General features: G+C 56.4%; 1 rRNA gene. It reads left to right on the top strand.

What is annotated here, in order from left to right:
• A 16S ribosomal RNA gene (locus KGF42_RS20735) occupies positions 1 to 227 on the top strand; the annotation flags it as partial.

The following is a 227-nucleotide window of genomic DNA, read 5'->3' as shown; positions in this document are numbered from 1 at the left end:
GAGGGTGATCGGCCACATTGGAACTGAGACACGGTCCAAACTCCTACGGGAGGCAGCAGTGGGGAATATTGCACAATGGGCGAAAGCCTGATGCAGCAACGCCGCGTGAGTGATGAAGGCTTTCGGGTCGTAAAACTCTGTCCTCAAGGAAGATAATGACGGTACTTGAGGAGGAAGCCCCGGCTAACTACGTGCCAGCAGCCGCGGTAATACGTAGGGGGCTAGCG

The organism is Clostridioides sp. ZZV15-6383 (genome assembly GCF_020657735.1).
GTDB lineage: Bacteria > Bacillota > Clostridia > Peptostreptococcales > Peptostreptococcaceae > Clostridioides > Clostridioides difficile_D.
Note: the sequence above shows the minus strand (reverse complement) of the source record. Positions and strands in the feature narration are given on the sequence as shown.